The sequence below is a fragment of the Clostridium sp. DL1XJH146 genome (assembly GCF_054819755.1).
In genome coordinates, this window is sequence record NZ_JBTVVN010000084.1 from 1 (window position 1) to 4,130 (window position 4,130).

Below are 4,130 nucleotides of genomic sequence, written 5' to 3' on the forward strand. Positions count from 1 at the left end.
AAGCTGCTGCCTTATCTTTGCTTTAATATTATTATTTTTAGGATGTGCCATACTTAAAATATTCTCAAACTTATAAACATCTTTTAAAGAAAACACTTCATTATTAATCTGAGATACTATAGATAAAATATCATTAATCCAGTCCCTAGAAGTAATTGTTCATGACCCTCGAGGGTGTTACCAATAAATGGATCGCATTAGGAATTCATTTATTGGTTGCTTTCTATATATCTAGTCAGTCTACCATTTCCTACCTTACTAATCAAACCTTTATCAAGCATTTCTTTAAGCGTATTAATTGCATGAGTCGTACCACTCCCCAAAGCTTCTTCAACATCACTTCTTGTGATTTCCTTTTGCTTTTCAAACAATCTAAGTATTGGTAAATACTTTTCATTTTCTGCACTTAATTCTCGTGCATGTCTGTTAGGTAGCACTACTTGAAATGCCCCTTCTACATTTTTGAACTTAGGCTGTACAGTTAGACCTTTGTAGCAACTGATTATCTTGCTAATACCAGTGCCATAAGCCTCAATTAGCTTCATTCTATAGAATAGGGCTGCAAGTTTTTCATTTCTAGGTTGTGATGCTCCAAGCATAGCTGCCTCTAATGACAGACCAGATACCAGTCCGCCTAAAGAGATAATTTCTAAACGATCAGAGTAAAGATTTATAAATGTGCTCCCACTAAAGGAATATTCCCTGTGAACGATAGCATTAAGCAATGCTTCACGAACAGCATCTTCCGGATAATCTCTCTCATCTGCACGAAGTAACTCATGAAAGGTTGCTTTTGTTCCATTATAAAAATCAATGGTTTTATAAGCATCTACAAGCTGAGCAAACAAGGAACCTGTAAACTCTTTTCTATCTTTAAATACTAGCTTATCTGTGCCTTGAAAAATCGCAAATTTGATAGAGTGTTTACATTTATCTGAAACAAGTAACCCCATATTGGTGTAAATATCATCAGAAGAAAGGATACCTAAATTTCTCATTTGAACTTCTGTAAATTCTAAACCTCTTTTTTTTAATTCTTCTTCTAATCTATTAAAAGTCAGCTCCTGAACCATAGAACGATTCGTCTCAAATGAATCACCATCTGTCATTTTTATCATCATACGGATAGCATCTTCAGATGCTGGGGAAGATGTTGTTCCACTTCTAACATATACACCTGTTGGTTTAAGTCCTTTATCTGATAGATAATAAGGCTTTTTTGTACCTTGGGTAACGGTTAATTTAATAAAAAACTTTTTTTCTTCCTGTAATAACTCAATATTAGTAAACATAGAAATATCAGGTCGAATACTATCTCTTAGGGAATTAGAAATTTGTTGCATTACAAAGTCAGCGTTATCAACACCAATAACTTCTCCACTATCTCGCACTCCAATATAAATTATTCCACCGTTTGTATTTGCAAAAGCAACAATTTCTTTCTTTAAACCAAAAGTATAGATTTCTTTTAATTCAACTGTTTCACTTTCATACAAATCCATAATATCACCCCTTCTATCATCTACTATCATTTCTAACACAATAGTATCACAAAAAGTGATCGCTCTCAAGGAAAATCGTATGACATATTATTACAAAAATTTACTACTAACAAGTTCGTCGCCCGCATCTCCTCACAAAGACCCCCAGGGGCAAATAACAATTTATTAATATGAGGGGTGATTCAAATAGATGTGTATATAAAAATAATTCAGTCTCAAAGTTGTGAGGCTGAAGTATTTAGGGTTTTAATTTATTTTTTTAGAATTGCTTCTTAAATTTGTGAATCATTAACAAATTGTTCATGACCCTCGAGGGTGTTGCCATTTTTACAATTACATTTCATCTTTTGTAAACCATTATTATCCATATTGGATATAACTCTTTTATCTATTTTTACACAAACCAAAGACCAGCCCCCATATAAGGACTGGTCTTTATCATCAATACATATTTGTTTATTAAACTTTTAGCAAAACCTCTAAAAGAGGTCTCCCATCATCTAAAGTACAATATCAGTAACAGCTTCTTTGACATAGTCTTTCAAAAAAGAACTTTCCAAGTCTCCGGCCCAACTATTCCATCCACTAGTAAGTGGTATTCTTGTTGAAAATGAAGCACAGCTAAATATGTATAATTGCCAAAGTACCCATCAGCACCATATACCCCTACTCCATATCCAAGTTCTATAAGTTTTTCTTGAACTTTTTTTACTTCTTCATCGTATTTATGTGGATTGATTTTAAGTAAATATCCGCAGTATTTATTCTGATTTTCTGGAATGTTTTTCATTATTCCTTTTCTGATTTCATCTAGTGGAAAATTATCTCCTGGACACTCTGTTGGCCCCAATTCTCTATGTCCACTTATACTTTTTATGTTGTATTTAATCACCAACTCTCTGCAAAGCTCCTGTAATTTATCTTTCTGGATTTCTGTTAGCTCCTCATTCATAAAATTTCCTTCTAGGCAAATACCTAGTGAATTTTTATTATGATTTTTACAATGAGCTCCAATAACATCATCATCCCTACCTCTAAACACTTCCCCATCCTTAGTAATAAAATAATGATACCCGCAGCCCGCCCATCCTCTAGCTTTGTGCCAAGAATTAATGTCTTCAATAGTGCATTCACTAATAGCTGCATGATGAAGAACAATAAATTTAGGGCTATTCCCTTTACTAAAATTACCGTTAAACTTTAGATGTGTATCCGTAATATTCAAATCTATCACCACCTTTTTTTAAAACATAATCACCCACAATTACTAATTGGTTTTAATCTTTTGACCTTGAATTTAATTGTGCATTGTGCATTGTTCATCGTGCATTGTCTTTACCTATATATATGTAGTTTTTTTATTATTCCCCTAATTTTGCGTAAAAAAAGAAAGGCAAGTTAAACTTACCTTTCCTTTTCCTCAATAACAGTTAGGAGTTTATTTAATTCAACTTAATTTGTACTTGTACAAAATCTCAATATTCTCATGAGTTTTGGACTAGTACAAATTTTTAGTTAAACTATAAACTCTCTCGAGTAACTACTTCCTTTAGCTCTGTCAGAACCTGAGTTAACTCCTCAATCTTCTTCTCAAAGCGAACAAGCAAATAGAAACTTACTACAATTGGGAATCCTACTGTTGAAATCAAGTTAATAAAATCTTGATACATCGGATTACCTCCTTTGGTACTGTCAAAATAACAGTCACTGCTATTCTCTTATATATATATGGAATTTTCGGTGCCAGACACTTTTTATCTATTTTGTGCCAGGCACCTTTTTGTGTCTTTGGTGCCACGCACATTTAGGTAAGTTTCTTCAATTTTTTAATGATTCTGTTCTTTTCTTTGATGAGTTTTCTGTACTTTATCTTATTTTCATCAGCTATGCTCTTCATGGTTTTCCCCTCAAAATAATGTTCATTAATAATTTTTCTATCTTCTTTAGAAAGCTCATCTAAGCCCTTATACAACCTTTTAATCTCTTCCCCAGCGATGATATTGTCCTCAATAGACAAACTATTATCCACGCAAATGTTTAGCACTTCATTATTGGGAACCTCACTATATATCCTAATATGTCTTTTAAACAGATCCATAATATTATTTCTAATAGCCCTTATAGCATAGCCATTAAATGAATTGCTCCCTACTTTATACATTTTTATAGCCTTAATTAATGTCAAATAACCGTATTGCACAACATCCTCAAAATCATAACTAGGTATAGTGTACTTTCCTGCTAATTTTAAAATCAAAGGTCTATATTTATCTAAAATAAATTGAATTGCTTCTTCATCCCCATCTTTAGCTCTTAAAATAATTTCCTCTAAAGTAACTCCCTTAAAAACTAAACGCTCCATTTAAAATCCCCTTTTTAAATTCAAATGCAAAGTATAAATCTTTAGTGCACAATGCACAATGCACAGTGCACAATGCACAGTGCACAATGCACAATGCACAATGCACAATTAAGGATGATTCTCTCCCTTTGGTCGAGAATCTTTAATTAATTCAATAAGATTAAAGATTTTGCTCCGCAAAATCATCCATAATTGCAAATTGCAAATTGAACATTGCAAATTATCCAAGTAATTGCAAATTGCAAATTGAACATTGCAAATTGTCC

5 protein-coding genes and 1 pseudogene are annotated in these 4,130 nt (G+C 32.7%); all 6 read right to left on the reverse strand.

Going from position 1 to position 4,130, the window contains the following annotated elements; genetic code table 11:
- A pseudogene (locus ACVHXK_RS18515) lies at nucleotides 1-156 on the reverse strand (phospholipase D-like domain-containing protein); the annotation flags it as partial.
- Nucleotides 157-209: 53 nt separating this feature from the next.
- On the reverse strand, nucleotides 210-1,571 hold the full coding sequence (locus tag ACVHXK_RS18520) for an RNA-binding domain-containing protein (protein WP_461207891.1): 1,362 nt from the start codon (nucleotides 1,569-1,571) through the stop codon (nucleotides 210-212).
- A gap of 203 nt (nucleotides 1,572-1,774) precedes the next feature.
- The gene (locus ACVHXK_RS18525) at nucleotides 1,775-1,909 is read right to left on the reverse strand and encodes a hypothetical protein (protein ID WP_461207892.1); all 135 of its coding nucleotides are present in this window, start codon (nucleotides 1,907-1,909) and stop codon (nucleotides 1,775-1,777) included.
- 134 nt (nucleotides 1,910-2,043) lie between these two features.
- Nucleotides 2,044-2,736: a peptidoglycan recognition protein family protein gene (locus ACVHXK_RS18530; protein WP_461207893.1), complete on the reverse strand. Its 693-nt coding sequence runs from the start codon at nucleotides 2,734-2,736 to the stop codon at nucleotides 2,044-2,046.
- A 286-nt stretch (nucleotides 2,737-3,022) separates the two neighbouring features.
- Nucleotides 3,023-3,172, reverse strand: coding sequence for a YvrJ family protein (locus tag ACVHXK_RS18535; protein ID WP_461207894.1), 150 nt, complete (start codon nucleotides 3,170-3,172; stop codon nucleotides 3,023-3,025).
- A gap of 134 nt (nucleotides 3,173-3,306) precedes the next feature.
- On the reverse strand, nucleotides 3,307-3,864 hold the full coding sequence (locus tag ACVHXK_RS18540) for a sigma-70 family RNA polymerase sigma factor (RefSeq protein ID WP_461207895.1): 558 nt from the start codon (nucleotides 3,862-3,864) through the stop codon (nucleotides 3,307-3,309).
- Between the last annotated feature and the right edge of the window lie 266 nt (nucleotides 3,865-4,130).

Coding starts and splice junctions, on each gene's coding strand:
- ACVHXK_RS18535 (WP_461207894.1), bottom strand. CDS start 3,172: ATGTATCAAGATTTTATTAACTTGATTTCAACAGTAGGATTCCCAATT.
- ACVHXK_RS18540 (WP_461207895.1), bottom strand. CDS start 3,864: ATGGAGCGTTTAGTTTTTAAGGGAGTTACTTTAGAGGAAATTATTTTA.